The 25,589-nt window shown below is 64.0% G+C and carries 27 protein-coding genes; 15 read left to right on the top strand and 12 right to left on the bottom strand.

Going from position 1 to position 25,589, the window contains the following annotated elements; all coding sequences use genetic code 11:
- Positions 1-15 precede the first annotated feature (15 nt).
- From CH262_RS20895 to CH262_RS20920, 6 genes are all read right to left on the bottom strand, one after another.
- Positions 16-528: a flavodoxin domain-containing protein gene (locus CH262_RS20895; protein ID WP_094718351.1), complete on the bottom strand. Its 513-nt coding sequence runs from the start codon at positions 526-528 to the stop codon at positions 16-18.
- A complete protein-coding gene (locus CH262_RS20900) occupies positions 516-788 on the bottom strand; it encodes a hypothetical protein (protein WP_141214894.1) in 273 nt (90 codons plus the stop codon). Before CH262_RS20900 ends, CH262_RS20895 begins: the two co-directional genes overlap by 13 nt.
- Positions 789-1,059: 271 nt before the next feature.
- On the bottom strand, positions 1,060-1,710 hold the full coding sequence (locus CH262_RS20905; protein WP_094718352.1) for a hypothetical protein: 651 nt from the start codon (positions 1,708-1,710) through the stop codon (positions 1,060-1,062).
- Positions 1,703-2,530, bottom strand: a complete 828-nt coding sequence (locus CH262_RS20910; protein ID WP_094718353.1) for an ABC transporter permease subunit — start codon at positions 2,528-2,530, stop codon at positions 1,703-1,705. Before CH262_RS20910 ends, CH262_RS20905 begins: the two co-directional genes overlap by 8 nt.
- A complete protein-coding gene (locus CH262_RS20915) occupies positions 2,527-3,492 on the bottom strand; it encodes an ABC transporter ATP-binding protein (RefSeq protein WP_094718450.1) in 966 nt (321 codons plus the stop codon). Before CH262_RS20915 ends, CH262_RS20910 begins: the two co-directional genes overlap by 4 nt.
- An 87-nt stretch (positions 3,493-3,579) precedes the next feature.
- Positions 3,580-4,491, bottom strand: coding sequence for a universal stress protein (locus tag CH262_RS20920; protein ID WP_179275069.1), 912 nt, complete (start codon positions 4,489-4,491; stop codon positions 3,580-3,582).
- Positions 4,492-4,686: 195 nt separating this feature from the next.
- On the opposite strand from CH262_RS20920, the gene CH262_RS20925 reads away from it, so the two are divergent.
- The 4 genes from CH262_RS20925 (at position 4,687) to CH262_RS20940 (ending at position 8,900) form a co-directional block, all read left to right on the top strand.
- Positions 4,687-5,358, top strand: coding sequence for a response regulator (locus CH262_RS20925; protein ID WP_027495581.1), 672 nt, complete (start codon positions 4,687-4,689; stop codon positions 5,356-5,358).
- Complete coding sequence (locus CH262_RS20930) at positions 5,351-7,057, top strand: GAF domain-containing sensor histidine kinase (protein WP_094621478.1); 1,707 nt, start codon at positions 5,351-5,353, stop codon at positions 7,055-7,057. The genes CH262_RS20925 and CH262_RS20930 overlap by 8 nt, the downstream gene beginning before the upstream one ends.
- A 119-nt stretch (positions 7,058-7,176) precedes the next feature.
- The gene (locus tag CH262_RS20935; protein ID WP_143536220.1) at positions 7,177-8,019 is read left to right on the top strand and encodes a universal stress protein; all 843 of its coding nucleotides are present in this window, start codon (positions 7,177-7,179) and stop codon (positions 8,017-8,019) included.
- A complete protein-coding gene (locus CH262_RS20940; RefSeq protein ID WP_179275070.1) occupies positions 8,016-8,900 on the top strand; it encodes a universal stress protein in 885 nt (294 codons plus the stop codon). Before CH262_RS20935 ends, CH262_RS20940 begins: the two co-directional genes overlap by 4 nt.
- Positions 8,901-8,911: 11 nt before the next feature.
- Here CH262_RS20940 and CH262_RS20945 read toward each other — a convergent pair whose 3' ends face one another.
- Both CH262_RS20945 and CH262_RS20950 read right to left on the bottom strand, forming a co-directional pair.
- Positions 8,912-11,302 (bottom strand): phosphoketolase family protein, encoded by a 2,391-nt coding sequence (locus tag CH262_RS20945; protein WP_094718356.1) that lies wholly within the window; start codon positions 11,300-11,302, stop codon positions 8,912-8,914.
- Entirely contained in the window at positions 11,299-12,177 is an 879-nt protein-coding gene (locus tag CH262_RS20950) for a universal stress protein (RefSeq protein ID WP_094718451.1), read from the bottom strand. Before CH262_RS20950 ends, CH262_RS20945 begins: the two co-directional genes overlap by 4 nt.
- 150 nt (positions 12,178-12,327) lie before the next feature.
- On the opposite strand from CH262_RS20950, the gene CH262_RS20955 reads away from it, so the two are divergent.
- The 3 genes from CH262_RS20955 to CH262_RS20965 all read left to right on the top strand — a co-directional run bounded on the left by CH262_RS20955 (position 12,328) and on the right by CH262_RS20965 (position 14,878).
- Complete coding sequence (locus tag CH262_RS20955; RefSeq protein WP_094718357.1) at positions 12,328-12,723, top strand: DUF6153 family protein; 396 nt, start codon at positions 12,328-12,330, stop codon at positions 12,721-12,723.
- Between the two features lie 82 nt (positions 12,724-12,805).
- Entirely contained in the window at positions 12,806-13,429 is a 624-nt protein-coding gene (locus tag CH262_RS20960; protein WP_094718358.1) for a DUF305 domain-containing protein, read from the top strand.
- A 141-nt stretch (positions 13,430-13,570) separates the two neighbouring features.
- Positions 13,571-14,878 carry an NAD(P)/FAD-dependent oxidoreductase gene (locus CH262_RS20965; protein ID WP_032400363.1) on the top strand — a complete coding sequence of 436 codons (1,308 nt, stop codon included), beginning with the start codon at positions 13,571-13,573 and terminating at the stop codon, positions 14,876-14,878.
- 94 nt (positions 14,879-14,972) lie between these two features.
- Here the strand turns inward: CH262_RS20965 and CH262_RS20970 are convergent, their stop codons facing one another.
- The gene (locus tag CH262_RS20970) at positions 14,973-15,371 is read right to left on the bottom strand and encodes a hypothetical protein (protein ID WP_094718452.1); all 399 of its coding nucleotides are present in this window, start codon (positions 15,369-15,371) and stop codon (positions 14,973-14,975) included.
- Positions 15,372-15,448: 77 nt separating this feature from the next.
- On the opposite strand from CH262_RS20970, the gene CH262_RS20975 reads away from it, so the two are divergent.
- The 3 genes from CH262_RS20975 to CH262_RS20985 all read left to right on the top strand — a co-directional run bounded on the left by CH262_RS20975 (position 15,449) and on the right by CH262_RS20985 (position 18,272).
- Positions 15,449-16,729 (top strand): hypothetical protein, encoded by a 1,281-nt coding sequence (locus CH262_RS20975; protein WP_143547147.1) that lies wholly within the window; start codon positions 15,449-15,451, stop codon positions 16,727-16,729.
- Positions 16,730-16,906: 177 nt separating this feature from the next.
- Complete coding sequence (locus CH262_RS20980) at positions 16,907-17,872, top strand: alpha/beta hydrolase (RefSeq protein ID WP_205914390.1); 966 nt, start codon at positions 16,907-16,909, stop codon at positions 17,870-17,872.
- A 103-nt stretch (positions 17,873-17,975) separates the two neighbouring features.
- Positions 17,976-18,272 (top strand): hypothetical protein, encoded by a 297-nt coding sequence (locus CH262_RS20985; protein WP_027495602.1) that lies wholly within the window; start codon positions 17,976-17,978, stop codon positions 18,270-18,272.
- A gap of 52 nt (positions 18,273-18,324) precedes the next feature.
- Here the strand turns inward: CH262_RS20985 and CH262_RS28475 are convergent, their stop codons facing one another.
- Both CH262_RS28475 and CH262_RS27800 read right to left on the bottom strand, forming a co-directional pair.
- Positions 18,325-18,915: a CsbD family protein gene (locus tag CH262_RS28475; protein ID WP_094718360.1), complete on the bottom strand. Its 591-nt coding sequence runs from the start codon at positions 18,913-18,915 to the stop codon at positions 18,325-18,327.
- A 167-nt stretch (positions 18,916-19,082) separates the two neighbouring features.
- Positions 19,083-19,244 (bottom strand): hypothetical protein, encoded by a 162-nt coding sequence (locus tag CH262_RS27800; RefSeq protein ID WP_155291285.1) that lies wholly within the window; start codon positions 19,242-19,244, stop codon positions 19,083-19,085.
- A gap of 196 nt (positions 19,245-19,440) precedes the next feature.
- Here CH262_RS27800 and CH262_RS20995 point away from each other — a divergent pair, with 196 nt between their 5' ends.
- From CH262_RS20995 to CH262_RS21005, 3 genes are read left to right on the top strand one after another with little or no spacing between them, the layout of a single operon-like run.
- A complete protein-coding gene (locus tag CH262_RS20995; RefSeq protein ID WP_094718361.1) occupies positions 19,441-20,997 on the top strand; it encodes a flavin-containing monooxygenase in 1,557 nt (518 codons plus the stop codon).
- Entirely contained in the window at positions 20,994-21,815 is an 822-nt protein-coding gene (locus CH262_RS21000; RefSeq protein ID WP_373453794.1) for an alpha/beta fold hydrolase, read from the top strand. Before CH262_RS20995 ends, CH262_RS21000 begins: the two co-directional genes overlap by 4 nt.
- Positions 21,812-22,489, top strand: coding sequence for a TetR/AcrR family transcriptional regulator (locus CH262_RS21005; RefSeq protein WP_094718362.1), 678 nt, complete (start codon positions 21,812-21,814; stop codon positions 22,487-22,489). The genes CH262_RS21000 and CH262_RS21005 overlap by 4 nt, the downstream gene beginning before the upstream one ends.
- 16 nt (positions 22,490-22,505) lie before the next feature.
- On the opposite strand, the gene CH262_RS21010 is transcribed toward CH262_RS21005, so the two are convergent.
- Positions 22,506-23,594: a ferredoxin--NADP reductase gene (locus CH262_RS21010; RefSeq protein WP_094718454.1), complete on the bottom strand. Its 1,089-nt coding sequence runs from the start codon at positions 23,592-23,594 to the stop codon at positions 22,506-22,508.
- Positions 23,595-23,706: 112 nt separating this feature from the next.
- Between CH262_RS21010 and CH262_RS21015 the strand changes: the two genes are divergently transcribed.
- Both CH262_RS21015 and CH262_RS21020 read left to right on the top strand, forming a co-directional pair.
- Positions 23,707-24,714, top strand: a complete 1,008-nt coding sequence (locus tag CH262_RS21015) for an alpha/beta hydrolase (RefSeq protein ID WP_306436794.1) — start codon at positions 23,707-23,709, stop codon at positions 24,712-24,714.
- Positions 24,711-25,589 carry an SDR family NAD(P)-dependent oxidoreductase gene (locus CH262_RS21020; protein WP_032371856.1) on the top strand — a complete coding sequence of 293 codons (879 nt, stop codon included), beginning with the start codon at positions 24,711-24,713 and terminating at the stop codon, positions 25,587-25,589. Before CH262_RS21015 ends, CH262_RS21020 begins: the two co-directional genes overlap by 4 nt.

Below are 25,589 nucleotides of genomic sequence, written 5' to 3' on the forward strand. Positions count from 1 at the left end.
TCGGCCTTGTAGCCGTCATCGGGGGCTCGAGGTCCGGGCGACCACGGCTGCGCAGATGGCACCGGCCCACTCGTCGACCTCCGCCCGTGATCTGTCGTCCCCGTTGTCGGCATTGATCATCTTCACCACTGCGCGCTCGAATCTCGACAACATCGATCGGTCCAGCTTGCCGCCGAACACCTTGTGCTCGATCGCCCAGGACGCCTCGTTCCATTTCGATCTCGTCGCTGCGGGTGTATCACTCCCGATCGGCCCGCTGGAGAACAACCACACCGGCCTGGTCTCGAGCTCGGATTGTTCACGGGCAACCAGTGATCGGGCATCGCGGAGCCAACGCCCCATGTAGACGCCGCTTCCGATGACGACGGCGTCGTACTCGGCGATGCTGTCCACATCGGCGGCATCACGGACATCGACCGTCGCCGGTACCGCGGAATTCGCCAGCCTCGCCGAAATCGACGAACCCAGCCACTGCCCGAGTTCACGGGTGGAACCAAGACGGCTTGCCGTCGCGATCAGGATGCGCATGATGTCTTCTTCTTTCTCTTTCTGGGCTCGGCGTTCGGCCGGTAATGGAGTTGAGCTGCCAAGAGATTCACGGATGCGCGGTACTGAGCGAAGTCGATCTCGCCACGTGCGTACCGCGCGGCGAACAACTCCTCCAACGTGTCGGGCCCGGCCGCGGTGTGGGGCCTCGCCCACGCTGGAGTCCGAAAACCGGACCGCAGCAACCCGAAACACAATGCCGTGACCGCCAGAGCGAGGGTGAGGGAGAGGGAGAGTGTCATGCCGATCGATCCTGTCGGTTGCGCGTGAACATCACTGACGATGACTCTGCCGGGCCGGAGCATCGGACAACAGGGACTTATGACCCACACCGATCGCCGAAGGTGTTCGGCCGAGCGAGCATTTCTCGCCCGACGCACGGTTGGCTGCCCCGACGGTTCCCAACGAGAAGGGCCCGTCATGACACGTGCAACACCGCTCGGCGCAGAGCAAGGGGATTGCGGGTCGTCTCCTACTCACGGCAGGGAGCCTGGACACGATGTGGCCACGAGGCTAGATCTGTTGCGCCGCAGCCGCATTTGCCGCGATGGTCCGCAACATCTTTCTGCTCATGACGAACCCGATGGGTTCGATGAAGTAGCGACCGAAGATGACGCGGCTCTTCAGTGACGTCGAATGCGAGTACCTTCCGCGTTCGATCAGTCGCGCCCTTCCCCCTGGCAGGGCGCGCAGATGAAACGACCACAGTGCCCGGCCGGCCGAGTCGGGGTCTGCGCCCAACAACACGAACGCCCTCCCGTCGTCGACCATGGTCACCGTCAGCGGTGGTGACTGCGGATGCAGGAGCACGGAGTCGCCGACCGCGAGGGTCTGGAACCCAGGGTCGATTCCCGTCGCCGACGTGATGTTGCAGCCGACCATGTTCTCCAAGCCTCGATAGCTGTAGAAGCCCGCCCGCTGCTGACCGAGCTGAATCAGCCACGGCCACACATGATCCGGTGTCGTGTCGATATCGATCGCATGGGTGTATCCCCAAGCCGGGTGCGGCACGCTCTCGTCACCGGGCAGTGTTTCGTCGACCTCGGCCGGCGTCGCGCCCCACGTCGTGCGCCACTTGCGCAGGGGCACCGAGGCCAGGACATGGAACGCGATCAGGATTGCGCCACCGGCAGACTCGGCGATCTCCGCCCCGGACTCACGCATCGCGTCGGCGCAGGAGATAGGCCGCGAGTGCGAGCAGCAGGACGGTCCACATCGCGGCGACTCCGAATCCCTGCCAAGGAGTGAGCAAGTCGCTGGGGGCTTGCCGAGGTGAGGCGATCAGGCTGCCGGCCTGCGAGGGTAGGTACGCCTGAATGTGTCGGCCGACAGTGCCGGGGATCAGCTGTGTCAGCGGGGCCAGTACGAGGACGAATCCGATGACGCCGGTGATGGCACCTGCGGTGTGACGAACGATGGCACCGACGGCCACCGCCATGGCGCCGAGCAACGCGAGGTACAGGCCGGCACCGATCACCGCTCGCAGCACACCCGGATCGGTCAGCGACACCGAAGCACGCGAATCCATGATGGCCGAGCCGAGGAAGAATGTCGGAAAGGCTGTGATCTCACCGATCACGAGTACTACGGCCATGAACACGCCGGTCTTGGCTGCCAACACAGGGATTCGTGCGGGAACCGCCAGCAGGCTGGCTCTGATCGTGCCGCTCGCGTACTCACTGGTGACCACCAGAACGCCGAGAACGCACACCGCCAGCTGCCCGAGCTGAAACCCCGCGCCGAGAATCTGACGTGCAGGGTCGGCAACGATCTGCGACTGCGAGACGGGATCGACCCTGTCCCAGTACGCAACTGTGAACCAGGTGAACAGTCCGGTGAAGCCGAGGGTCACGACCACGAGCGCCACGAGAGACCAGACCGTCGATCTGAGTGATCTGAGCTTTGTCCACTCCGACGCCAGCAGTCCTGGAACATCCATGCGCAGACGCTCGCGCTCGAGGGGAGCCGGTGCGGTGATGCTCATGGTGTCGCCTGTCCGCGTGAGTGAGTGACGAGATGTCGGTCGTGCTCGATATCGTCGAGGTGGGTGAGGGTCATGAAGGCTTCCTCCAGCGATGCCTGTTGCGGGGTCAGCTGATAGATCGCGATGTTCTGCTGCTGGGCGAGTTGCCCCACTCGATGCGCCGAGAGATCACTGACGGTGAGTCGATCGTCGTCGAGGGCAACGGCGGTACCCCCGGTTGCCTCGATGGCTGTTGCCAGCCGCGCAGAATCGGACGACGACACCAGCACCGAGGCCCGACTGCTGCGGGCAATCAGCTCGGCGGGAGTGCATTCGGCAATGAGCTTGCCGTGATCGATGACGACCAGATGGTCTGCGGTCTGGGCCATCTCACCCATCAGATGGCTGGAGACGAAGACCGTTCGCCCTTCTCCCGCCAGGTTCTTCATGAGGTTGCGCATCCAGTAGATGCCGTCCGGATCCAACCCGTTGATCGGCTCGTCCAAGATCAGCACAGCGGGGTCGCCGAGCAGGGCCGCGGCGATTCCGAGTCGTTTTCTCATGCCGAGCGAGAACGACCCGGTACGTTCGCCACTGACGTCGCGTAGACCGACCAGCTCCAGTACGTCGATGATGCGTGTGACCGGGATACGTTGAGTCTGAGCCAGATACAACAAGTGGTCGTATGCGGTCCGGCCCGGGTGGACGGCCTCGGAATCCAGCAAGGTGCCGACCGTGAGTAGTGGGCGGTGCAGCTGCGCGTACTCGACGCCCCCGATCAGTGCGGTGCCCGCGCTGGGGCGATCCAATCCGACGATCAATCGCATCGTGGTGGACTTACCCGATCCGTTGGGGCCGAGAAAGCCTGTGACGATGCCGGGTTCGACGGCGAACGACAGGTCGTCGATAACGAGCTTCCCGCCGTAGCTCTTGCTCAGTGCGCGTACTTCGATCGCGTAGGCGGCGGTGTCCGGTCGGCTCATGAACACAGCGTGCTCGGCTCGGCTCGGCCGTCGTAGGGCATTAGGACCCTCGTAGGTCGACGAACGGCATTGTCCGGTCGGGGACAGTCACATGCTGGGCCGGTGGGTGACAGCGGCGAGGCGACCGGGCGACGGCACGACGGTGACCGGGCAGTGCGCTCGCGTCAGCACCGACCGGCTGGTCGAGCCGAGCATCATCTCCGCGTAGCCGCCGCGTCCGTGACTACCGATCACCACCAGCTGAGCACCTTGGGCGTGATCGAGAAGTGCCTGCACCGGTTTGTCCTTGACCACCACGGACCGCACCGACACCGTCGGATGGAGTCGAGTGTGCGGCTCGAGCAGCCGCGCCAAGTGATCTGCAGCCGCGCGTCGGTTGTCCGGCCACTCCATTCCTCGAATCGGGAAGCCGATCGACAGATCCGTGTCCGACCAGGAGTGCACCGCAGTCAGTGGTGCCGATCGAACATCCGCCTCCTCGAACGCCGACGTCATTGCGGCAGCGCTCGCCTTGGTGCCGTCCACGCCCACGACCACCGGTTGGATCGCGTGGTCGAGACCGCCGTCGGTCCAGCCACGCACCACGGTGACTGGGCAGCGAGCATGAGTGGTGACGGCGAACCCGATCGAGCCGAGTGACCGCTGCTCGGTGCCACCGAGCCCCCGCGTGGCAATGACCACCATGCGGGCCGTCTCGGACAGTTCGAGCAATGTGGACACCGCAGAGGCCTCGGACGAGACGGTATCGACGGTGACCGTCGCCGTCCCACGAGTCGTAGTCTCCCGGGCCTCGTCGAGAATTCGGTCGGTTTCCGATCTGGCCTGGTGCACCACGGTATCGGGAAGGACGCCCAACCCGGTCAAGACCTTGGGCAGCGACATCGCCGAGACGACAAGGAGATCGGACAGGTGCAATCGTGCGTCGAGAGCGGCCCAGCGCACCGCGTCCAGAGCCGCCGCCGAACCGTCGACCCCGACGATGGTCGGAAGTGGACCCATCGATTTCCTCCTCGGTCGTGGTGTCGAACATCCATCAGACGCCGCGCACAGCCTCGGGCGCGGCAGGACAACAACACCTGGACCGAGGACTTTGGTCCTCTGTTTCGGTGACGAAAGGTCGGACCACCGCCGCCCGTCCCCCGTAGGCTCACAAGTCGAGGCGTTCGACATGGACGCAGGTAGAGGGGTGTCGACGTGGTCACGGTTTTCTTGGTGGACGATCACGAAATCGTGCGGCGCGGTCTGATCGACCTCATCGACTCCGATCCCGATCTCGAGGTCATCGGCGAGGCAGGCAGTTGCGCGCAGGCGCTGGCCCGAATTCCGGCCCTGCAGCCCGACGTCGCGGTGCTCGACGTGCGGCTACCCGACGGCAACGGCATCGAACTGTGCCGTGAGCTTCTCGATCGACTGCCGAACCTCAAGACCATGATGCTGACCTCGTTCACCGAGGACCAGGCCATGCTCGACGCGATACTCGCGGGCGCGAGCGGCTATGTCGTCAAGGACATCACCGGCATGGAACTGACCCGAGCGATCAAGGACGTCGGTTCCGGCCGGTCGCTGCTCGACAACCGTGCAGCCGCGGCGTTGATGGACAAATTGCGAGCCGGGACGGCGTCATCGGGCCCTATCGATCACCTCACGCCCCAGGAGCGCACCCTGCTGGATCTGCTGGGAGAGGGCCTGACCAACAGACAGATCGCGGCCAGGATGTTCCTGGCGGAGAAGACGGTGAAGAACTACGTGTCTCGGCTGCTCGCCAAGCTCGGGATGGAACGCCGCACCCAAGCTGCGGTGTATGCGTCGAAGCTCGCCGACGGCGATCCGCCTGCCCACCGGAAACCGGGGTCCCGGGATGGATGACCAGCACGGGGAAACCCGGTCTTCGCTACCGCAACTCCGGCTCGGGGAGCTGCTTGCCGAGGTGCAGGATCGTATCGGTCGCATCGCCGATGCGAGGATTCAAGCCGACGGTCTGCTCGACGCGATGCTCGTCATCACCTCGGGACTCGATTTGGAGGTGACGCTGCGTTCGATCGTGGAATCGGCCGTCAAGCTCGTCGACGCCCAGTACGGTGCGCTCGGCGTGCGCGGAGAAGGCCACGGATTGAGTGCGTTCATCAACTACGGCATGGACGAGGACACCCGGGTGGCCATCGGCCCGCTCCCCACCGGCCGCGGGGTACTCGGACTGTTGATCGACCAACCGAAAGTGCTACGTCTGGACGATCTGACATCGCACCCGGAATCGGTGGGTTTCCCGCCCAACCATCCCCCGATGAAAACCTTTCTCGGAGTGCCGATTCGGGTTCGCGACGAGATCTTCGGCAATCTCTATCTCACCGAGAAGAAGGGCGGCAAGCAGTTCACCGAGGACGACGAAGTCGTCACCAAGGCGTTGGCGTCCGCCGCCGGCATCGCCATCGACAACTCGAGGCTGTACGAGGACTCGCGGGTGCGTCAGGCGTGGATGGAGGCAACGCGGGACATCGGCACCGAGCTCCTTTCCGGGACGGACATCGACGAAGTGCTGCAGATGGTGGCGCGTAAGTCGTTGCACCTGACCGGGTCCGATGCGGCGTTCATCGCGGTACCCGAGGACGCAGACCAAGCCTTCGGGGATGTCACGCAACTCGTCGTCACGGTCAGCGAGGGACTCGGGGCCGATCGAATGATCGGGGCAGTCGTTCCGATCGAGGGCTCGAGCTCGGGAGTAGCCTTTCGGCGTCGAACAGCGTTGCGGAAGGAGCGACTCGACTACGGGGTCAAGGAACTGGGCTCTGCTTTCGGACCCGCAATGATTTCACCTTTCCGCGTGGCGGAGGGCGTCAGTGGAGTCCTGGTGGTACTTCGCACAGAGGGGCGGGGACCGTTCGTCGAGACCCAACTAGAACTGGTCTCGAACTTCGCCAACCAGGCCGCGCTGGTGATGCAGATCGCGGACGCCAGCCGGCGAATGCATCAACTCGACGTGTTGTCCGACCGGGATCGTATTGCCCGTGACCTGCACGATCACGTGATTCAGAGGATCTTCGCTGCAGGATTGGCGCTGCAGAGCACCTTGCAGCGCACCGAGTCCCCGGACCTACGGCAGCGTCTGTCCAGAACGATCGACGACCTGCAGGACACGGTGCAGGACATCAGGACGACCATTTTCGACCTGCAGAGCACATCCCACTCCGCAACACGGTTGCGGCAACGTATCAACAGCGCAGTACTCGAACTTACCGAGAACGTCGATATCCGTGCCGTCGTGCGGATGTTCGGACCACTGTCGGTCGTCGACACCAAACTCGCCGATCATGCCGTTGCCGTTGTCCGCGAGACTGTCAGCAACGTCGTTCATCACGCCCAGGGCGACACTGTGACCGTTACTCTGTCGGTGGGGAACGAGCTCGAAATCGTGGTGTCCGACAACGGAATCGGTATGCCCGACAACACCACCACCAGTGGGTTGTCCAACCTGGGGACCCGTGCGGCCGAGTGCGGCGGGACCATGACCGTCTGCCCCGGTGCCTCCGGCAGCGGCACCGATGTGACGTGGGCGGTACCGCTGCCCTGACGGGTCCAGTCGTTGGTCACCTCTTTCGGTGACCTCCGGCCGTTACCGCGAGTGGCAATGAGCTCGTAGCGTTTTTGGTGACGGTGCTGATCCTGCGTCGCACCACCGAGAGGAACCCGATGAACATCTCACACACCACCGGACCCGTTCTGGTCGGAATCGACGGATCGACGGCCGCGCTCGATGCAGTGCGCTTCGCTGTGCGTGAGGCGCGAGGCCGCGGAACATCGCTGCGACTGGTACATGTGATCGAACCCCAGATGCAGCGCGAAACGGTATACGGGGCACCCGACGTGGACGGTGACTATGCGCGCACCGTCTTGGACCAGGCCGCGATCATAGCGCGGGCGAGCGACCCGACCGTCATCGTGGAAGCTGTTGTTCTACAGGGTGTCCCGGAAACGGTGATGCTGTCCGAAGCAGCGTCTGCGTGCCTGATCGTATTGGGTGCCAAGACCGAGAATTCGATCGCTGCGCGGGTTCTCGGATCCATGGTGCGCACGGTGGTCGAATGCTCACCGAACCCCGTGGCCGTTGTGCACACCTTCGATTCCGAGCGCGACGGCGCGGTCGTCGCCGCTCTGGGAGACGTGAAGGTTTCGGCATCGGATCTCGTTGTGGCGCAGGCATTCCACGAAGCGTCGATGCGCGGGGCGAGCGTGTTGGCCGTGCACACCCAGACTGTCTCGACCATTCTGGCCAGCGCCATCGGCGGTCCGGTCGATCATCTGCACCCCGAGTCGGCAATGGACGTCCGGTTGGAACCCTTCAGCGCCGACTATCCTTCGGTGCGGGTGGCGTCGGTCTACGCCGAGGCCGATTCGGGATCGGAACTCGTCGCGGTGTCCGATACTGCACAGCTGCTGGTGGTGGGGCACGAGCGCGATCGCGTGCCGGGAAGCACGTTGACGAAAGTCCTGCGGCACGCCGAATGCCCCGTCCTCGTTGTGCCGCACGCATGAGTACCGTGAACGCGAGGGCGATCGTCCTCGGCGTCGACGGATCCGGTTCGTCACTCGACGCGGTCGGCTGGGCCGCACGCGAAGCCGAATTACGCGGAGCACCGTTGAAGCTGGTGTCCGCGTACCAAATCAGGGCCCTCTACACCAGTTTCGTCGCACTCCCGTCGCACCTCGGCTCCGAGGAGAATGCACTTGCGGATTCGATTCTGACGTCGGCATCCCTCGTCGCGCGGCGGTCGGTCGAGAAACCCGACGCGCTGACGATCATGATCGAACCGATTGTCGGACCGACTGTTCAGGCGCTGATCGATGAGTCCGCCACCGCGTCGATGATGGTGGTCGGCTCACGCGGCAACGGCGAGTACTTCGCCGAGCTGCTCGGCTCTGTGAGCACGGCGGTGGCTGTGCAGGCGCGCTGTCCGGTAGTCATCGTGCCGCGCAGCGTGGAGTTGCATTCGGCACGGGGACCGGTCGTCCTCGGGGTCGACGCCTCGGCGCACAACCAGGAGGCCGTCCGGCTGGCCTTCGAGGAGGCCTCGCTTCGGGGCACTGGCCTTGTTGCAGTCCACGTGTCGACGGACCGACTCGTCTCGTCACCCGACGCGTCGACGTCGGACAAGTCCGAGGCAATTGTGTCCACCGGCCGAACCGTGTTGGCCGAGAACCTGTCCGGGTGGAGCGAGCTGTATCCCGACGTGGTGGTGAAGCAGACAGTGCTGCGCGGCGACGTCGTCGAACGCATCCTGGGCGCGGCGGTGCGCGCAGAGGCCGTGGTGGTCGGTTCGAGCGGACGCACCGGTTTCAGTGGCCAGCTGCTCGGATCCACCGTTCGGTCACTGGCCCACCGCGTCGACTGTCCGCTGATCATCGCTCGCGGATAGCAACCGATCCGTCACGACCACCGCCATTCGCGAATCTCGGGTAGATCCTCGAAGTGTTTCCGGATGTAGGCGTCGTGCCGGGTCAGTTGGTCCCGGCAGTGCTGCCGCAGTTCCTCGGCACCGGCCGGCACCGTGTGTGCTCGGTCGAGTGCTTCGATCGCCAGGTGGTAGCGACTGATCTTGTTGAGCACCACCATGTCGAACGGTGTTGTGGTAGTGCCTTGTTCGATGAAGCCGCGGACGTGGAATCTCTGCGCGTTCGGACGGCCGTGCAGCAGCTGGTGCACCGCCCGGGGGTAGCCGTGGAAAGCGAAGACGACATCGACCGAGTCGGTGAACAGATCGGCGAACTGATCCTCCGAGAACCCGTGTGGATGATCGGCGACGGGTAGTAGCGCCATCAGGTCGATGACGTTGACCACGCGCACCTGCAACTCGGGAGTCCAGTTACGCAACAGGTCCGCTGCAGCGAGAGTCTCCTCGGTCGGAACGTCGCCGGCGCAGGCCAGCACGATCTCAGGATCGCGCGGAGTAGCGGTGTTCTCGGTACCGGCCCAGTCCCACCGCGAGGCACCGGCTGCTGCGTGTGCGCGAGCCTCAGTGAGCGTCAGATACTGGGGATGGCTCTGTTTGTCGACCACCAGCACGTTGACGTGTCCGCGGCTCCGAAAGCAGTGGTCGGCAACGGCGAGAAGAGTATTGGAGTCCGGTGGCAGCCACACGCGCACCACATCCGGTGCCAGAGGAATCACCGCGTCGATCAGTCCGGGCCCCTGATGACTGAACCCGTTGTGGTCGTTGCGCCAGCACGTGCTGGTGAGCAGCACGTTCAACGAGGCGACGGGTGCTCGCCAGGCCAGAGTGGCCGCATGCTGCAGCCACTTGGTGTGCTGGATCAGCATCGACACGCTCACCATCGCGAAAGCCTCGTAGCTCGCGAACAATCCGTGTCGGCCCGACAACAGGTACGCCTCGAGCCAGCCCTCACACAGATGCTCGCTGAGCACCTCCATGACGCGACCGTCGGCGGCCAGATTGTCGTCGAACTCGGTGGTCGGCAGCTGCCAGCATCGGTCGGTGGCCTCGAACACGGCCTGCAGACGGTTGCTGGCGGTCTCGTCGGGGCAGAACAGGCGGAAAGTGCCACCGCCGTCGGGTCGTGCGTTGTCGAGGTAGATATCCCGCATCATCTCCCCGAGTACGGTGGTCGTCTCGTGTGAGACGCGTCCCGGGGAGTCGATCGTAAGAGCGTAGTTCTCGAGCTCGCGAATGACCAAGGGCTGCAACAGCACACCGCCGTTGGCGTGGGGAGTGGCCCCGAGCCTCTTGTCTCCCGTCGGAGTGAGTTCACGGATGTGCGCCGCGGGTACGCCGTTGTCGTCGAAGAGGGATCTCGGATCGTAGGAGAGCAACCACTGCTCGAGCTGCGCCAGATGCGACGGATTCTCGCGGACGCCGGACAGCGGGACCTGGTGGGCCCAGTGCGTTCCCTCGATCAGCTTGCCGTCCACCTCGTGTGGCCCGGTCCAGCCCTTCGGGGTGCGCAAGACGATTGCAGGCCATGCACTTCCGTGGTGCGACTCGCCGCCGCGGGCCGCACGCTGGATTCTCCGAATATCGTCGTGGGCGCGGGTGAGAGCGAACTGCAAGGCCGGGAACACCTCTCGCGGATCGTCGCCCTCGACGAAGATCGGTGCCCAACCCTGACCGCCGAGGTAGTCGGCAATCGCTTGATCGGTGCTGCGCCCGAGCACTGTCGGGCCGGAGATCTTGGCATCGTTGAGATGCAGAATGGGCAGCACTGCGCCGTCACGAACCGGGTTCAGGAACGTCGGGATCTTCCACGAACCCGACAGCGGACCGGTTTCGGCCTCCCCGTCGCCGACGACACAGGCGACCACCAGATCGGGGTTGTCGAACGCCGCGCCCGCTGCGTGGATCAGGGCATACCCCAGCTCGCCACCCTCGTGGATACTGCCGGGGGTCTGCACGCTCACATGGCTCGGAATGCCACCGGGAGTGGAGAATTGGCGACACAGTCGACGCACACCGTCGCTGTCGAGCGAGATGTCGGGATAGATCTCGCTGTACGTGCCTTCGAGATAGGTGTTCGCGACCAACGCCGGGCCACCGTGACCGGGACCGGTGACATACAGCCAATCCGAACCGGTTCGGCAGATGAGGCGATTGAGCAGCGTGTAGATCATCGACAGACCGGGGCTGGTGCCCCAGTGCCCGAGCAGTCGGGGCTTGATGTGTTCCACCGTCAGTGGTTGCCGTAGCAATACGTTGTCCTGCAGGTAGATCTGGGCAACCGTCAGGTAGTTCGCGGCAGCCCAGTAGCGCAGATCGGCGTCGAGTTCATCGGAGCTGTAGGTGGTCTCGGCGGTGGACGCGGTCATCGGTTCGTGGGTACGACAACGACGGGAACATCGACCGAATGCAGCACTGCGCGGGACGTCGATCCGAGCAGCATCGAGGCGAAGCCGCCCCGGCCGCGGCTACCGACCACGATCAGCTGCGCGCTCTCGGAGGCGCGGACCAGTTCGCGAACGGGTCTGTCCTGAACCACCACCCGGCGGATGGTGACGTCGGGGTAGTCCTCCGACCACCCGGCCAGGCTCTCGGCCAGCGAAGTCTTCTCTGCCAGTTCGGAATCGGCCCACGGACCTTCTTCGTCGCGGGTCAGCACGCTCCCGAGCTCGAGGTCGCTCCACGCGTGTACGGCAACGAGGTCGACACCTCGCATCGACGCCTCGCGCAACGCGAATCCGATGGCCGGCTGGCTGTTGGACGTGCAATCCACACCCACGACCACCGGCCCGTCGGTGACCGTGTTCGACTTGATCACTGCAACAGGGCACTTGGCGTGTGACACGACGGCGGTACTGACCGACCCGACCAATCCGCCGGTGAACTCACCGAGGCCTCTCGAACCGACGACGATCAAGGCAGGCGCGACGTCGAAGTGCGTCAGATTGCGTGCAGCCGAGCCATGTTCGAGACGAGTGTCGAGAATCAGCGAATTGCCTGCCGCGGTCTTGTGCGCAACGTCGACCGCAGCGGTCAGGACCCGTTTGGCCTCGACGTCCGGATCTGCGAACGCGCCGATCCGGAGACTGATGGCATCGCCGTAGGTTCCCGGTGCGAACAGTGACGACGTGACCAACTCGAGCGGGGCGTGGCGTCGTATCGCCTCGCGCGTTGCCCAACGGACCGCGTCGAGCGATGTGGCAGATCCGTCGACTCCGATGACGACCCGACTCGATGCATTCATGTTGTATTCCCGTTCGTTGACTGTCGTGTTCAGGTACACCTCGAGCATGGCCGGTTCGCTGGAGCGCAGACAGAGTCGGAAGTCACTCGGCTCGAGCCGGAATGCCCTGACCGCTACCCCTGGGGGGTATGTCTTGCTATCGTCGGTGTCATGCATTCAGTGATCCGACGCCGTCGTCCGGGCTTTGCCTCGGCGACCGGATTGCTGATCGCACTGACGATCCTCGGGGTGCTGCTGATGCATTCGGTGGCACCGACTACGTCGGCACAAAGCCAGCATGCGGCCATGGCGTCGGCGACCCACCACGAGGACCCGGTTCAGGTGGCAGTCGGTGAGCACGACTGCCCGTCGGCACATCAGATGATGCATCCGTGCGCGGGAACCACCGTGTCGTGGGCTGCGCTGTCGGTCCCGATGACGAACGTCGATGTCGTCCACTCGGTCGTGTCGGAGGACGGGATCGGTGGGCGCGTCCATTCCATATCGGAGCGTGCGCCGCCGTGGACTCTGTGGGAGTTGGACAGATCGGTGACCTTGCGAGTGTGACAGGGAGCCCGGTGGACGCACGACCACCGGCGGATCGGCATACCTAGAGCCCTGTATTGCACACTCGTTCAAGGAGTTTCATATGCGTACAACACTCGTCGCTTCGGTGGCTGCCGCCACCGTGAGCGCATTCCTCGTCGCCGGCTGCAGCAGCGACACCACGTCGGATTCGTCGATGTCGACTACCTCATCGGCTTCCGTTCAGGATTCGGCATCGGCATCGGCATCGGCATCGGCGGAGTTCAACGACGCCGACGTCATGTTCGCGCGGATGATGTACCCGCACCACGCGCAGGCGGTCGACATGGCTGACATGGTCCAAGGTCGCACCGACAATCCGGACGTCGTGGCACTGGCGTCGGCGATCCAAGCCGCGCAGCAACCGGAAATGGACCGGATGACGGCCTGGCTCGCCGAATGGGGTCAGCCCGCACCCCCGTCGGACATGGGTGAGATGAGCGGAATGGACCACAGCTCGGGTATGGGCATGATGTCCCAGCAGGACATGGACGCCCTGACCGGTCTGTCGGGTCCAGAGTTCGACCGTCAGTGGCTGACGATGATGATCGAGCATCACGAGGGCGCGATCGAGATGGCGAACAACGAGATTGCGGACGGCTCGAACCCCGACGCGCAGGAGATGGCTCGCACGATCGTGGCCACGCAACAGCAGGAAATCGACACGATGCAGCGGATGCTCGGCTGATCCGTTGTCGGTACGTTGCCGGGCCGCACCTTAGACCGGGGCGCGGCCCGGCGGGGGACGACTGCACGCCGTTACCCTCGAGTACGCTGTGACGCGCGAGGAATTGTGTTCTGCGGGTCGGATCGAGGGAGAGTATCGACGATGTCACGTCCACGGGTCCTGGTCCTCGGCGGCGGCTTCGGCGGGTTGTATGCAACCCGCCGGCTGCACGGTTCGGATGTCGACATCACCGTTCTCGAACGAGGCACCTCTCATGTCTTTCAGCCGCTGCTCTATCAGTGCGCAACCGGCCTTCTCTCCGAAGGCTCGATCGCCAGCCCGTTGCGGCACCTGTTGCGCAAGCAGAAGAACGTGAAGGTGGCTCTCGGTGAAGCGACCTCGGTGACAACCGTGGGCGATGGCGGAGTGGTGACGGCGAGCCGCTTCGACGGGTCGACGTTCGAGTTGCCGTACGACTACCTCGTGGTTGCCGTCGGAATGCAGCAGGCGTATCACGGCCACGACGAATACGTGCAGTGGGCACCGGGCATGAAGACCCTCGACGACGCCTTGGCGATCAGACGAAAACTGATCTCGGCATTCGAGATGGCCGAGTCCCTGCCCACCCCCGAAGAGCGTCGCCCCTGGCTCACCTTCGCCGTCGCCGGTGGAGGGCCCACCGGAGTCGAATTGGCCGGGCAGATAAGGGAACTGGCCACCCGGGCGCTGGCGAAGGAATTCGATTCGATCCACCCGTCCGAAGCGCGCGTTCTGCTGTTCCACGGCGGTGACCGAGTGCTCGAATCGTTCCCCGACTCGCTGACGAAGAAGGCCCAGCGCACCCTCGACACGGTCGGAGTCGAAACGCATCTCGGCGTTCACGTCACCGACGTCACGGCCACCGACGTCGAGGTGACGGCCAAGGCCGAACCGAAGACCGTCACACGCCACGACACCCGCACCGTGCTGTGGACCGCAGGCGTCGAAGCGGTTCCGTTCGTGAAGAATCTGGCCGACGCCCTGGGCGTCGAGCAGGACAGGTCCGGACGGATCGCCGTGCAACCCGACCTGTCCGTGCCGGGTCACCGCAACGTCTTCGTCGTCGGCGACATCATGGCGTTGAACGGTCTGGCCGGTGTCGCCGAAGTGGCGATGCAGGGCGGTAAAGCTGCGGGCGCGGCAATCGCAGCAGATGTGTCCGGTTCTGCGCGTTCGGATTTCAAGTATCGAGACCTGGGCACTGCCGCCTACATCGCCCGCGGCCACGCGCTGGTGCAGGCCGGGCCGCTGAAGATGTCGGGATTCCTGGGCTGGGTGTCGTGGGGCGTCATCCACATCGCATTCCTGGCCGGTAAGCGCAACCGAGCCGGGACGCTGATCAACTGGGGCGCAACACTTCTCAGCGGAACACGACGCGAACGGGCAATCACCTACGGCGACCCGGAAACGGCGCGCAAGCCGTACAACTGACCTGAGCGCCCACTATTTGCACTCTCGCACGGAATCCCGCTTTCGAGGGCGAATTGTGGACACTCAGATCAGTTGCCCGGCGGTGTCGACGGGGTCAGCCGATGCCGGGGATGTAACCGGGGTAGACGAAGTGCCGTGGACCGCCGCCGGGGAGCAAATGACCCGTCGAACCCGGGTAGTCCATACTCAGCGGAATGAGCTTGTGCGGGTTGCCGTTCGAGTCGGCCTGCCAGCACTCCAGCAGTACGCCATGGAATCCGGTGCAGACGATGCGAGTGCTGTTGCCGTACGGGGACGTCAGTCGATTCTCGCTGACGAAGGGATTCCAGTAGTCCGGGTCCCGAGGAGTGAGGAACACTCCGGTGACGTCCTGCGGAGCCGTCGGGCTCGGGTACGGCGGCGCGACGGGCCATTCGTCGGCGTTGGCGGTACCGACTCCGAGTGCGGCGGCACCTGCGACGACAGCAACCGTGACGGTGATACGACGAAACATGGCGCACTCCTGACGTTGGGTTCGCGTCGAATAGACCACACATGGCCGTCGATTGGGAAGCCCTCTACATTGAACGCGTGATTGCAGCGGATCGCGTATTGCCCGTAGTGGCCACGGCCATCGGCGGATTCGTGGCCGGATATTCGATTCGTGAATCCCTCGGCCAGGATGTGTTCCACATCGAGTCGACGGGGAAGTGGTACGGAGCGTTCGTCACCGCGCAGTGGGCTGGTTCTCTCACGGTTCTGATGGCGGTGCTCGTGCTCGTGGCGGTCCATCGCCGCCGGCCCCGGATATCGGCAGCCGTAGCAACCGTTCTCGGCTCGCTGCTGGTTGCGCTGCCGTCCTTCGTGCCGATCGCGGCCAATCAAGCGGTGACGACCAATGCGCTCGGTGCCGGCGCTCTGGTCGGCATCTGCGGATTCATCGCCGGTGGACGCAGGCTCCCGTCGGGCGGCCTTGCAGTAGGACTGCTGGGCTCGATGTTGTTCTACAGCGCGATCTCCCGGCTACGCGGACCGCGTGAGGGTCGGTGGATGGACGGGCTGGGGCCGTATCTGGTGGAATCCACGGTCCCGCTACTCCTCCTTCTCGCAACCACTATCGTGCTGCTCGTGGCCGTCCGGCGGGCATCCGTGGGCCGATTCGAAACCTCCGACGCAGTAGCCGCTCTCGTGCTGGGATTCGTCTGTCTGGTGGTCTACATCTATCTGGGCAATACGACGTCGACGGCGAGCACGTGGATTTTCGCCGTCGCGATCGCCGTCTTGGTGGCATACGGTGTTGCGTTCGACCTCGGTGGCCTCGACGGCCGATACGTGATGTCGGGCTTGGCGATAGCGGCATCGGGAGTCAATGCGCTCGGGTGGGGCGATGCGTCGTGGTGGGTACTCGTCGTGGCCGCGGTGTTGTTCGTCGGAGCGGTGGGAGTGGGCCTGCGCCGCGATCTCACCACCGCCGCGTGTGCACTGCTGACCGTTGTGACGGCCACCGGTCTACTGCCGATCGGAGACGACTCGATCAATACCGTTGGGACTGTGTGCTATTGCGTGCTGCATCCCATCGCTGTCGGATTGCTCGTCGGATCGGCACGAGTGACGCGCACGGTGGCGTCGACCATCGGTCCGCTCGTACCGTTCGCACTGACGCTGTTCTCGGTGTCGGCACCGGTACCGCCGCGGGTGTTCGGTTGGACGGATGGGACATCCGACGACTATGTGCCGCCCATTGTCTGGCTGTATTCGCCACTTCCCGTCGGCGTTGTCGTGGCGGTGATCGTCATCCTGGTGTGTCTCGTCCTCGGTTCGAGGGCCGAGCGCGAGCATCACGATCGCGTCTCGGATTCGTCCGGTCCATAACGCTCGGGACGTTTGCTCGAGGTAACGTCACCTCATCTTCGGCCGATGTAGAAACTCGACCGGTGTAACTCGACGAAAAGGTGAAACAGCGTGCCACGATCTCGACGACACGGCTTCCAGCGATTCGGTTCGGCTGCGGCCGTCGCCCTCGCAGTGGCGATTCTTCCGACCGCGCTGATGACGCCCGTCGCGTCCGCGGACGAACTGCCCGCCGCAACGACTCAGTCGAGCAACGGCTCGCGAATCGAATCGGTGAACACCCTCGACGGCCGCCAGGTTCAGCTCCAGGTGTACTCCGCGTCGATGAACCGCACCATTCCGGTCACGGTGCAGCGCCCCGCCGACGAGAGCGTGTCGCGTCCGGTGCTGTACCTGCTCAACGGTGCAGGTGGCGGCGAGGATGCCGCATCGTGGCAGTCGCAGACCGACGCCGAGGCCTTCCTGTCGGACAAGAACGCCTACATCGTGACTCCGCAGAAGGGCAAGTGGTCCTACTACACCGACTGGCTGCAGGACGATCCGAAGCTCGGCAGCAACAAGTGGAGCACCTTCCTCGGTGAAGAACTGCCTCCGCTGATCGACGCCCAGTTCGACACCAACGGTCGCCAGTCGCTGGCAGCGTTGTCCATGACGGGCACATCGGTTCTCAACATCGCGATCAAGTACCCGGGCAAGTTCACCGGCGTCGCGGCCTACAGCGGTTGCGCGCAGACCTCGGACCCGATCGGTCAGCAGTTCGTCAAGCTCGTCGTCGAGACATACGGCGGCGGAAACGTCGAGAACATGTGGGGCCCGCTCGACGGCCCCGTGTGGCGCGAGAACGATCCGCTGCTCAACGCAGAGAAGCTGCGCGGCACCCAGATCTACATGAGCACCGGCAGCGGACTGCCCGGCATCCCGAACGACACCTTCGCCAACCCGCGACTGAAGAACGATCCGGCGACGCTCGCCAACCAGGTCATCGTCGGCGGCGGCATCGAGCTGGCCACCAACTTCTGCACGTCCAACCTGGCCAAGCGTCTCGACCAGCTGGGAATCCCGGCAACTGTCGACTTCCGTCCGGTCGGCAACCACTCCTGGGGCTACTGGCAGGACGACCTGCACAAGTCCTGGCCGTTCCTGGCAGGATCGCTCGGCATCTGATTCATCCCAATCGAAGACGGCCATCCTCACCTCGTGTGCGGGTGGCCGTTTCTCGTTGCGGGGATGGGTAGGACTGCATTCGAATCGAACGTATGATCGAACGATGGCACGACGCGCTCAACCTCGACCCGCGTCTGCCGTGCGTCCGTTCAAGATGCTCAGACCTCCGCTCAAGGTGTGGATCGATCTGAACGTCCTCTACCCGCTACCACCGCATCACGCGTCGAAGTTCAATCCGGAAGGCTTCGATGTTCGACGCGTGGTCCCGGGGGATCTGGTCGAATGGTCCATCACCGTCGACGGCGATTGGTTGGGTCGCGTCACCTACGAACTGATGTCGCGAGACCGGAGCGAAACCGTCACACACTGGGTGCCCAGCCGGGCGCTGAAACCGCTGTAGAACGAGCGAAAGCCCCGCCTGAAAACGAGGCGGGGCTTTCGGATGATCACCCTCAGAAGCTGTGCTTACGCGCCTTCTTGGCGAGCTTGCGGGTGGTGCGCTTCGACGGAACGAACAGGTGTGCAGCGCTGCGGCGACGGTTGCGGCGACGGATCAGCACGAATGCGACGGCACCGGCCGCGGCTGCGATGGCGGCGATGATCGGAGTGCCGACCTTCGCGGCCTCGGCCACATCCTGGCTGTCGATGTTGCGGACCGTGGTCTTCACGTCGTCGGCGACGGCTGAGGCCTTCTCGGCTGCCTTGTCGGCGACCTGGGAGGCCTTCTCCTTCACGTCGTCGACGTCGACGTTCTCGACCTTGTCCTGGACGGCGCTCTTGACGTCTGCGGCGGTCTCGGCTGCCTTGTCGGCAACGTCTGCAGCTGCGTGCTTGGCCTGCTTGGCAGCGCCGGCCGCGGAGTCGGCAACGCTCTCGGCGGCGTCGGAAACCTTGTCGGCAGCCTGCTGAGTGTTGGCCTTGGCCTGGTCGGTGGCCCCTTCGGCGCGAAGGCTGTCGTCACCGGTGGCCTCACCGGCCTTCTCCTTCGCAGTCCCGGCCAGTTCTTCTGCTTTGTGCTGAGCCTTGTCGATGAAGTCGGCCATCGGTATCCCTCTTTCGTGTAGGTCGTCTCCGGAATGCGGAGCGGTGACGTCGCGGACGACGCCGGTAAGTATGAGTCGAACTCGACGGTCCGAAACATACGTCCGACCACGGGTGTTTCGGGTCACTACGACAAGTAGTCGTAATTGTGCTGCTCGGCGTGCTGTGACTACTTCGTCGAACGCGGCCACCACGTTCGACGGCGTGCGCGCGTCGCACGTGCCGAGTAGGCCGTCGACAACGAGCGCCGGTCGAAGTCCAGTCCCGACCCTCTCGACGTGAGCAGGATCAGCGCGATGACTCCCGCAGCCCCGACCGCCACGGGAGTCATCGGCTACTGGTTCCGGTTGCGTTGGGTGTACACCCAACGAAGAGAAAGCGGTCCATGACAGCTCCTGTCTGTGTTGTCACGAAGGCTGCCATTGACACCGCCACCAGTCAATGGCACATTATGTGATGTTAGTCGCGGTGTCGCTGCTGGGTCGGCGTCCGGGCGATGGTGTTCGGTGAGACAGCGAGGCGCGTCGATGAATGCATATACTTGGCCCGAGGTCGACGGTTCGATCCACGACAACTTCAGGGATGTGCTCATCGTCGGTGCGGGTATTTCGGGAGTCGGAGCCGCGTATCGCTTGCAGGAGATGGCACCGGAGCTCAGCTACGCGATCCTCGAAGGGCGCGAGCGAGCAGGCGGTACCTGGGATCTGTTCCGGTACCCGGGAATTCGTTCGGACAGCGATATCTTCACGTTCTCGTTTCCGCACACGCCTTGGCAGGGAAACACTCTGCTTGCCCATGGCGAAGACATTCGTAACTACATCGTCGATACCGCTCACACCAACGGCATAGACGAGCACACGCACTTCTCTACCTCCGTCGTTGCGGCGAACTGGGATTCGTCGACCGACCTATGGACCGTCGACACGCTGTCCGACGGCGTGCCGCGGACGTATCGAAGTCGATTCGTGTTCTTGTGTACCGGCTACTTCGACTACTCGGGTGGGTACACCCCGGATCTTCCCGGGATGGAGAAGTTCACCGGGCAGGTGGTGCATCCCCAGCAGTGGCCGGAAGGTCTCGACCACACCGGTAAGCGGGTCGTTGTCATCGGAAGTGGCGCGACCGCAATCACTTTGGTGCCTTCGCTCGCGGTCGATGCTGCGTCGGTGACGATGCTGCAGCGCTCGCCGACCTACATCGCGTCGTTGCCGATGACCGATCCGTTCACCACCCTCACTCAGCGTGTGCTGCCGGACTCCCTCGCGCACAGTGCACTGCGGTGGCGCAATGCACTGTTGATGGTCGGCTCGTATCAGCTGTGTCGACGTGCGCCGAAGACGGCCCGCAGGGTGTTCCGGGCGATGACGAAGGCGCAGCTTCCGCGTGGATACGACGTCGACAAGCACTTCAAGCCGACGTATGCCCCGTGGGACCAGCGGCTGTGCGTCGTGCCGGACGGCGATCTCTTCAAGGCCATTCGCTCCGGCCGCGCGACCGTGGTGACCGACCGGATAGCCGAGATCACCGCCGACGGGATCCGGTTGGAATCTGGTGACGAGATCCCCGCCGACATCATCGTCACCGCAACCGGATTGAAGCTCCAGGCGTTCGGGGGTATCGAATTGTCTCTGGACGGTGAGCGGCTCGAGGTGCACGACAAGTTCGTCTACAAGGGTCACATGCTCGAGGACGTACCCAACGTTGCATGGTCCATCGGGTACACGAATGCATCGTGGACGCTCAAGGCCGACATGACGGCGCAGGCAGTAGCCAAACTGTTGGTGTACATGCGGTCTCACGGCTACACCCATGCGATCCCGGACCGACAGGGCAAGGCCGTGGACTCTCGTCCGGTCGTCGACCTCGCCTCCGGATACGTCACGCGTTCCTTGAACGAGCTACCCAAATCGGGGACCGAACGTCCCTGGTCGGTGCGGCAGAACTACATTCTCGACAGGATCGACGCACGATTCGACGATCTGACGGAATCGATGACGTTCGGCCGAGCGGACAACGCCCGTGTGGCGGGGGCGGATATCGCGCCCGGATACCGCATCTGGCCGAGAAAGGTCGGCACGCAGTGACTTCCGACATCGACGGTCTGACCCTCGCGCACACCATCCGGGGTGAGGGCCCTACATTGGTGCTCATTCACGGCATCGTGCACAGACAACATGCGTGGGACAGTGTCGTCGACATACTGGCGCGGCATCGACGAGTGGTGACGGTGGACCTGCCCGGTCACGGCGCGTCACCGGACTTGCCCACCGAGGAATTCGACCTGGGTCCGTGGATCGTGGCCGAGTTGGAGCGATTTCTCGACTACGTTGCGGTGGACGGCGAGAAGCCGCACGTGGCCGGTAATTCGTTGGGTGGATACTTCGCGATGGAACTTGCTGCCCGCGGGTCGGTCGCCTCGGCGACCGCCCTGTCACCGGCCGGTTTCTTTCGCGGACACTGGGATCAGACTCGGGCGCTCTTCGTGTTCCGTCTGTTGCGGGCGTTGTCTCGAGTGATGAGCCCGATCGCACCGACCGTCATGCGTTCGGTCGTGGGACGCACGATCGCCAACGCTGTCTTCTACGCCAAGCCGTGGCGAGTTCCCGCGGCAACGGCCACGATCGACGCGCTCAGCATCACTACCAATCGTGCGATCGACGCGGCCGGAAACGCAGTGCCGCGCTTCAGCGTTCCGGTCGACGAGTCCGTTCCTGTCACCGTCGCGTGGGGACGCCAGGACCTGGTGTTGCCGGTGTATCAGGCACCGCTGGTGCGTCGAACGTTTCCGCAGGCAGAAGTTCGCACCTACTCGGGGCTCGGGCACGTTCCGATGTCGGACGATCCGGAGTTGGTGGCCTCGATTCTGTTGAGGGGATCACGAACCGTCTCGCGCTCGGCGTGACCGTGCCGGAGAAGGTCGACGGGCGAAGCCATCGGTGGCACGATCACCGGATCACTCGGCGCCGTGAACTACTCGATTGCACACTGGCCGCCATTCGTCGGCATGGGCACGACATCGGGATGGACGAGATCGCCGCGGCGAACCACGTCTCGAAAACTGTTCTGTACAAACACTTCGCCGACAAGAAGGGGCTCGCGAACGCCGCGATGGCGCGATACGTCGAGACTGCACTGGTGCCTCGGATCCGGGACGCGATCTCCGAGGATCTCGACGAATATCACCTCACCCGTGCCGTGATCACTGCCTATGTCACGACGGTCGCCACCGATCCCGAGATCTACATCTACGTGCACGCGAACAATGCGGTCGGTGGCAACCAGGACATCGTCACCGCATCGGAAGAACTGATCGCAGAGTTGCTGACGACCGTCATCGCCGACAGATTTCGAGAGCGGGAGTTCTCGACGGCCGGCTCGACGCCCTTCGCTTTCGCCATGATCGGTGCGGTCCGGTTGGCGTCGCACTGGTGGATGTTCGACCGGACCATGACGGTCGACGAGCTCATCGACTACCTCACCATGATGGTCTGGGGCGGTATCGCGGGGATTGTACGAGCCTCCGGCTCCGCCGCGGCGTTCGCCTCGAAGCCGCATTCGTTGACGCTCGAGGGCTGAGCGCCCTCCTCCGGGATCAGCGGTCGAACACCGCACGAACGCTCGTGGAATCGGGCACGGACTGGCAGGCCAGTCGGACGCCGTGCTGCAGTTCGTGTTCGTCGAGCGTCTCGTTGGCGAGCATGTTCACCGTGCCCTCGGTGAGGGTGTACGCACAACCGCCGCAGGTTCCTTCGCGGCATACGTACGGCGGGTCGAGACCCAACTCGAGGAGTCGGTCGAGCAACTTGGTGTCCGCATTCCAGGCGAACTCAGTCTCCATTCCGTCGATCTCGACCTGAGCGGTGACGGAGTTCGTTCCTGTTTCGTCGGAGATCGTCGTGGCGTCGGGCCGAAACGGATTCGAGTCGAAGGAGGAGAACACCTCGCGATGTGTTCTGCGCGCGGTCGTGCCGGTGCGGGCAAGCCACTCCTCGGCGACGTTCATGTACTGCGCTGGGCCGCAGAGGAAGACCTCGCACTCGGCCGGAATGTTCGCACCCAGCGAAGCCAGTCCCGCAGCGGTGGGCAACCCCGATTCCGAGGTGTACCAATGGTGAACGTTCAGTCGTTCGGGAAAGCGAGACCGCAGTTCGGTCAGTCGCTCTGCGAAGATCACCGAGTCGCGATTCTGGTTGGCGTAGACGAGGGTGATTCGATTCTCGTGCTGCACCAGGGCGGTCTCGAGTATCGACATGATCGGGGTGATGCCGCTGCCGGCGGCCAGCAGGACGAAATGGTCGTCCCAGCTCTTGGGTCCGAACATGCCCGACGGCTTCAGCGCCTTGAGTCGCATCCCACGAACAGCGTTGTCGTGCAACCAGTGTGATGCCAGACCGTCCTGAATGCGCTTGACGGTCACAGTGGGGAACGGGTCCCGGACCGGAGAGCTGGAGAAGGAGTAGCACCGGGCCACCGATCCGCCGTCCGTGCACGGAATCTCCAGGGTGAGGAATTGTCCCGGCTCGTACCGAAACTGCGCTTCCCGATGCTCGGGAACCAGAAAGCCGAGGGAGATCGCATCTTCGGTCTCGCGGGTCACCTCGGCGATCTCCAACTCGAAGATCCTGTCCTCGGGACCGATGGCAGACGCATCCAGTTCCGCCGGTGGATTACTCCTGAACATCGTCACGTGTGCTCGCTCCCTTGCGCTTTCGGTGTTGGACGCCACTGTCGCACACTTCGCCACTAAATAATAGGCCATTGACAAATGGTGAATAGCGGGTGAGGGTGATGACGTGACTCCGACCACCGACGACGACTACCTGCCTCGCGGCGCTTTCAGGGCCGGGTCTCGGCGAACCCGTCTGGCTGCCTTGATGACTCGGCTGATTCTGCGTCCGATGACGAACCTGCTGCCGACCTCACGCGGCGGCATCGAGTTCTCTCGACGCCTCGTCGCCACCTCGATGAACCTGTGCGGTCCGGTCCCGAAAGGAACGGCAGTGGACCTCGTGGCCGAAGGCCCGGTTCGCGGTGAGTGGGTGCGAGCGCCCGGCCTGTCGCCGGGGCCACGCGTGATCCTCTACATCCACGGCAGTGCATACGTCATCTGCTCGGCGCGGACGCACCGTGGTCTCACCGCACGATTGTCCAGGGCGACGAGCCTGCCGGTGTTCACGGTCGACTACCGGCTCGCCCCGGAACACCCATTTCCCGCCGCAGCCGACGACCTCGAAGCCGCGTACCGCTGGCTGCTGGGCCAGGGGTACGACGCATCGAACATCGTCATCGCCGGGGACTCTGCCGGCGGACACCTGGCCGCTGACCTGATCATCGAGAACGACCGAATCGCGACGCCGCAGCCGGGAGCATTGGTGTTGTTCTCGCCGTTGATCGATCTCGACTTCGAGCTATCGGCGCGCATGGAACGCACGCGCAAGGACCCGATGATTTCGGCGAAGGCAGCGCGAGGACTCGTGGCGCTGTACACCGACGGCCACGATGCGGATCTCCCGCGTCTCCGGCTCGATCTCGGACGTGTGCGAGAGCTGCCACCGACGCTGATCCAGGTGGGCGGAGCCGAGATGCTCAGGGGCGATGCGCGACACCTGCACTCCATGATCGACGCGGCCGGCGGAGAGAGCGAACTCGAAATCTGGCCCGATCAGATGCATGTGTTCCAAGCTCTCCCGAGGTTGATCCCCGAGGCCGACCGAGCACTAGAGCATGCATCCGCATTCATCGCGTATGCGCTCGATAATCAAGCCCTACAACATGATTCGAAGGAACAGGTATGTCGATGAGAAGCAAGACCGGAAGACCCTCGTACGGGTCGAGAGCGGTAGTGACCGGCGCAGGCAGCGGCATCGGCCGGGCGTTCGCATTGGAACTGGCTCGACGTGGAGGAGCCGTCATGTGCGCCGACATCTCGTTGCCGCGAGCGCAGGAGGCCGTCGCGATGGTGAACGCCCTCGGCGGCACCGGATACGCCGTCGAGTGCGATGTGTCGATCCGCGAGAACGTCGAGGAACTGGCCCTGCGTGCAAGTATCGAGTTCGACGGACCCACCACGGTGCTCATCAACAACGCAGGCGTCGGAATCGGCGGAAAGCCCGTCGGCAACATCGGTTTCGAGGACTGGAACTGGGCCTTGGGAATCAACCTCTGGGGCGTGATCCACGGCTGCGAGGTGTTCACGCCCGGGCTTCGGGCCGCGGGTGAGGGCGGGATCATCAACGTCGCGTCCGCCGCCGGCTTCGCCGCTGCGCCGCTGATGGGTCCGTACAACGTCGGCAAGGCCGCAGTGATGAGCCTGTCGGAAACGATGGCGGCGGAATTCTCGGGTACCGGTGTGCGGGTGTCGGTTCTGTGTCCCACCTTCGTCAAGACCAACGTTGCCGTCGACGGCCGGATCACCGCGAGTTCGTCCCGACTGGCCGAGTTCGCGATGCGCTGGACCGGACGGTCTCCCGACAAGATCGCTGCCAGAACGCTCGATGCATTCGACCGGGGCCGGCTCTACGTCGTGCCCCAGTTCGACGCCAAAGCCGTCTGGCGGTTCAAGAGATTGCTGCCCGCCGTGTACGTGCGCTTTCTCGGCTTGCTCAATCGTGTGCTGCCCGCCGAGCAGCAGCCGGCGAAGAACGAATCCCTCACCTCGACAACCACAGGAGCCTGA

It is taken from the genome of Rhodococcus sp. 05-2255-1e, assembly GCF_002259025.1.
Classification (GTDB): Bacteria; Actinomycetota; Actinomycetes; order Mycobacteriales; family Mycobacteriaceae; genus Rhodococcoides; species Rhodococcoides fascians.

Coding starts and splice junctions, on each gene's coding strand:
- CH262_RS20970 (WP_094718452.1), bottom strand. CDS start 15,371: ATGTTTCGTCGTATCACCGTCACGGTTGCTGTCGTCGCAGGTGCCGCC.
- CH262_RS20950 (WP_094718451.1), bottom strand. CDS start 12,177: ATGAATGCATCGAGTCGGGTCGTCATCGGAGTCGACGGATCTGCCACA.
- CH262_RS21010 (WP_094718454.1), bottom strand. CDS start 23,594: ATGTTCAGGAGTAATCCACCGGCGGAACTGGATGCGTCTGCCATCGGT.
- CH262_RS20960 (WP_094718358.1), top strand. CDS start 12,806: ATGCGTACAACACTCGTCGCTTCGGTGGCTGCCGCCACCGTGAGCGCA.
- CH262_RS20980 (WP_205914390.1), top strand. CDS start 16,907: ATGACGCCCGTCGCGTCCGCGGACGAACTGCCCGCCGCAACGACTCAG.
- CH262_RS20940 (WP_179275070.1), top strand. CDS start 8,016: ATGAGTACCGTGAACGCGAGGGCGATCGTCCTCGGCGTCGACGGATCC.
- CH262_RS20935 (WP_143536220.1), top strand. CDS start 7,177: ATGAACATCTCACACACCACCGGACCCGTTCTGGTCGGAATCGACGGA.
- CH262_RS21020 (WP_032371856.1), top strand. CDS start 24,711: ATGAGAAGCAAGACCGGAAGACCCTCGTACGGGTCGAGAGCGGTAGTG.
- CH262_RS20985 (WP_027495602.1), top strand. CDS start 17,976: ATGGCACGACGCGCTCAACCTCGACCCGCGTCTGCCGTGCGTCCGTTC.
- CH262_RS20995 (WP_094718361.1), top strand. CDS start 19,441: ATGAATGCATATACTTGGCCCGAGGTCGACGGTTCGATCCACGACAAC.
- CH262_RS20945 (WP_094718356.1), bottom strand. CDS start 11,302: ATGACCGCGTCCACCGCCGAGACCACCTACAGCTCCGATGAACTCGAC.
- CH262_RS20895 (WP_094718351.1), bottom strand. CDS start 528: ATGCGCATCCTGATCGCGACGGCAAGCCGTCTTGGTTCCACCCGTGAA.
- CH262_RS20955 (WP_094718357.1), top strand. CDS start 12,328: ATGCATTCAGTGATCCGACGCCGTCGTCCGGGCTTTGCCTCGGCGACC.
- CH262_RS20910 (WP_094718353.1), bottom strand. CDS start 2,530: ATGAGCATCACCGCACCGGCTCCCCTCGAGCGCGAGCGTCTGCGCATG.
- CH262_RS20900 (WP_141214894.1), bottom strand. CDS start 788: ATGACACTCTCCCTCTCCCTCACCCTCGCTCTGGCGGTCACGGCATTG.
- CH262_RS27800 (WP_155291285.1), bottom strand. CDS start 19,244: ATGACTCCCGTGGCGGTCGGGGCTGCGGGAGTCATCGCGCTGATCCTG.
- CH262_RS20915 (WP_094718450.1), bottom strand. CDS start 3,492: ATGAGCCGACCGGACACCGCCGCCTACGCGATCGAAGTACGCGCACTG.
- CH262_RS20965 (WP_032400363.1), top strand. CDS start 13,571: ATGTCACGTCCACGGGTCCTGGTCCTCGGCGGCGGCTTCGGCGGGTTG.
- CH262_RS20905 (WP_094718352.1), bottom strand. CDS start 1,710: ATGCGTGAGTCCGGGGCGGAGATCGCCGAGTCTGCCGGTGGCGCAATC.
- CH262_RS20920 (WP_179275069.1), bottom strand. CDS start 4,491: ATGGGTCCACTTCCGACCATCGTCGGGGTCGACGGTTCGGCGGCGGCT.
- CH262_RS28475 (WP_094718360.1), bottom strand. CDS start 18,915: ATGGCCGACTTCATCGACAAGGCTCAGCACAAAGCAGAAGAACTGGCC.
- CH262_RS20930 (WP_094621478.1), top strand. CDS start 5,351: ATGGATGACCAGCACGGGGAAACCCGGTCTTCGCTACCGCAACTCCGG.